Source organism: Corynebacterium sp. MSK122 (assembly GCF_030229435.2).
Classification (GTDB): Bacteria; Actinomycetota; Actinomycetes; order Mycobacteriales; family Mycobacteriaceae; genus Corynebacterium; species Corynebacterium marquesiae.
The window spans coordinates 1-3535 of the sequence record NZ_JASPHV020000044.1 but is presented as its reverse complement, the minus strand read 5'-3'; the positions used below and the strand labels follow the sequence as shown (position 1 = coordinate 3535).

Annotated in this window: 2 rRNA genes; both read left to right on the top strand. The window is 52.6% G+C overall.

Annotation, left to right across the window (positions count from 1 at the left end):
* The first annotated feature begins 206 nt into the window (after positions 1-206).
* Positions 207-3273, top strand: a 23S ribosomal RNA gene (locus QP934_RS11220).
* Positions 3274-3409: 136 nt separating this feature from the next.
* A 5S ribosomal RNA gene (gene rrf / locus QP934_RS11215) occupies positions 3410-3527 on the top strand.
* Positions 3528-3535 lie beyond the last annotated feature (8 nt).

Sequence of the window (3535 nt, the reverse complement as noted above, 5' to 3'; positions counted from 1 at the left end):
TCTTGCTGACACTGTGTGTGTTGGTGGGGTGTGGTTGGGGTGTTGTGTGAGAACTGTATAGTGGACGCGAGCATTAAACACGCCGGATGGGCTGCATTTGTGTGGTTTGTTTGTGTGTGTTTGTGTGATTTCTTTTTTCTTTAGTTAATTTTTTGTCAAGTTCACTTGTGTGGCCATTGCGTGCATTTTTGTGTGTGGTGGTTTGTGTGTTCGTTATTAAGGGCGCATGGTGGATGCCTTGGCATGCTGAGCCGATGAAGGACGTGAAAGGCTGCGTTAAGCCTCGGGGAGTTGTCAATTGAGCGTTGATCCGAGGATGTCCGAATGGGGAAACCTGGCCCTGGTTATGTGGGGTTACCCTTCAGTGAATTCATAGCTGTTGTGGGGGTTTACGCGGGGAAGTGAAACATCTCAGTACCCGTAGGAGGAGAAAATAATAATGATTCTGCTAGTAGTGGCGAACGAACGTGGATGAGGCTAAACCGTGTGCATGTGATACCTGGTAGGGGTTGTGTGTGCGGTGTTGTGGGCCCCAACGTGCGGTGACTACCATCATCGTGCTTGTGTGTTGTTGTTAGGTGAAGTGGTTTGGAATGGCCTGCCGGAGAAGGTGAGAGTCCTGTAGTTGAAGACAATGGCATGCAGGTTGTTGGGTTGCCCGAGTAGCAGCGGGCTCGTGGAATCTGTTGTGAATCTGCCGGGACCACCCGGTAAGCCTAAATACTCAGTGTGACCGATAGTGTATTAGTACCGTGAGGGAATGGTGAAAAGTACCCCGGGAGGGGAGTGAAATAGTTCCTGAAACCATGTGCTTACAATCCGTCAGAGCACCTTTGTGTGTGTGATGGCGTGCCTTTTGAAGAATGAGCCTGCGAGTCAGCGGCATGTCGCGAGGTTAACCCGTGTGGGGTAGCCGTAGGGAAACCGAATCCTAATGGGGTGGTAAGTGGCATGTCCTGGACCCGAAGCGGGGTGATCTACCCATGGCCAGTGTGAAGCAGCTGTAAGAGGTTGTGGAGGCGCGAACCCACGTAGGTTGAAAACTGCGGGGATGAGCTGTGGGTAGGGGTGAAAGGCCAATCAAACTCCGTGATAGCTGGTTCTCCCCGAAATGCATTTAGGTGCAGCGTCGTATTATAGCTTGGTGGAGGTAGAGCGACTGGTTGGTTGAGCGGGACTACAATCTTAGCAATGTCAGCCAAACTCCGAATGCCACTAATTGTGTTGTACGGCAGTGAGACTGTGGGGGATAAGCTTCATAGTCGAGAGGGAAACAGCCCAGATCGCCGGTTAAGGCCCCTAAGGGTGTACTAAGTGGAAAAGGATGTGGGATCGCGAAGACAGCCAGGAGGTTGGCTTAGAAGCAGCCATCCTTGAAAGAGTGCGTAATAGCTCACTGGTCGAGTGGTTCTGCGCCGACAATTCAGTGGGGCTCAAGTACACCGCCGAAGCCGCGGCAACTTTTTAAGTTGGGTAGGGGAGCGTTGTGCATGGGTGGAAGCGTTACCGTAAGGAGGCGTGGACTGTGTGCGAGTGAGAATGCAGGCATGAGTAACGAATTGATAGGTGAGAATCCTATCCGCCGGATGACTAAGGGTTCCTGGGTCAAGTTCGTCTTCCCAGGGTGAGTCGGGACCTAAGGCGAGGCCGACAGGCGTAGTCGATGGATAACCAGTTGATATTCTGGTACCCGTACATGCGCGCCCATGATGAAGCACTGATACTAACCACCGCGGATGCACTACCGGTACTCTTTGAGTGTTGGTGGTGTTGATGTCGTGGGGCCTGATGTGTGGTTCAAGTGATGGGGTGACGCAGTGAGGTAGCCACGCCACTTATTGGATTGGTGGTGTAAGCGTGTAGATCGTGTGGTAGGTAAATCCGCCACATTTTTGGTTGAGGCGTGATGCGTAGACCCATTGGGGTTGATGGTGGTGATCCTGTACTGTCGAGAAAAGCCTCTAGCGATGTGTGTGTATGGCCCGTACCCTAAACCGACACAGGTAGTCAGGTTGAAAATACTAAGGCGTTCGGGTGAACTGTGGTTAAGGAATTCGGCAAAATGCCCCCGTAACTTCGGGAGAAGGGGGGCCTCACGGCGTGAGCATCCTTGCGGTGTTAAGCGTTGTGGGGTCGCAGAGAATAGAGGGAAGCGACTGTTTATCAAAAACACAGGTCCATGCGAAGACGTGAAGTTGATGTATATGGACTGACGCCTGCCCGGTGCTGGAAGGTTAAGAGGACCGGTTAGTAGTCTTTGACTGCGAAGCTGAGAATTTAAGCCCCAGTAAACGGCGGTGGTAACTATAACCATCCTAAGGTAGCGAAATTCCTTGTCGGGTAAGTTCCGACCTGCACGAATGGCGTAACGACTTCTCTGCTGTCTCAACCACAGGCCCGGTGAAATTGCACTACGAGTAAAGATGCTCGTTACGCGCGGCAGGACGAAAAGACCCCGGGACCTTCACTATAGCTTGGTATTGGTGTTTGGTTCGGTTTGTGTAGGATAGGTGGGAGACTTGGAAGCTATCACGCTAGTGGTGGTGGAGTCGTTGTTGAAATACCACTCTGATCGGATTGAGCATCTAACCTTGGCCCATGATCTGGGTTGGGGACAGTGCCTGGTGGGTAGTTTAACTGGGGCGGTTGCCTCCCAAAATGTAACGGAGGCGCCCAAAGGTTCCCTCAGCCTGGTTGGCAATCAGGTGGTGAGTGTAAGTGCACAAGGGAGCTTGACTGTGAGACAGACATGTCGAGCAGGGACGAAAGTCGGGACTAGTGATCCGGCACCTACTTGTGGATGTGGTGTCGCTCAACGGATAAAAGGTACCCCGGGGATAACAGGCTGATCTTCCCCAAGAGTCCATATCGACGGGATGGTTTGGCACCTCGATGTCGGCTCGTCGCATCCTGGGGCTGGAGTAGGTCCCAAGGGTTGGGCTGTTCGCCCATTAAAGCGGCACGCGAGCTGGGTTCAGAACGTCGTGAGACAGTTCGGTCTCTATCCGCCGCGCGCGTTGAAACTTGAAGAAAGCTGTCCCTAGTACGAGAGGACCGGGACGGACGTACCTCTAGTGTGCCAGTTATCCCGCCAGGGGTATCGCTGGTTGGCTACGTACGGAAGGGATAACCGCTGAAAGCATCTAAGCGGGAAGCCTGTTTTAAGATGAGGTTTCGTTAAGGTCCCCTAAAGACGATAGGGTAGATAGGCCAGACCTGGAAGCACTGTAAGGTGTGAAGGCTACTGGTACTAATTGACCACAACAAACACCAACACACTGGTGTAACAACAAAAAGAGAGAGTAAAGAAACAGTCACTGTCGTGACCGCGTCCACTATGCAGTATCTGACACAACACCCACCCCTAGGTGGGCACCCAACAAAAAAGGGGTTTGTGCTTCGCATGTTTGTCGGTGGTCAATAGCTGCAGGGAAACGCCCGGTCCCATTCCGAACCCGGAAGCTAAGCCTGCACACGCTGATGGTACTGCAACCGGGAGGTTGTGGGAGAGTAAGTCACCGCCGACACCAAACAA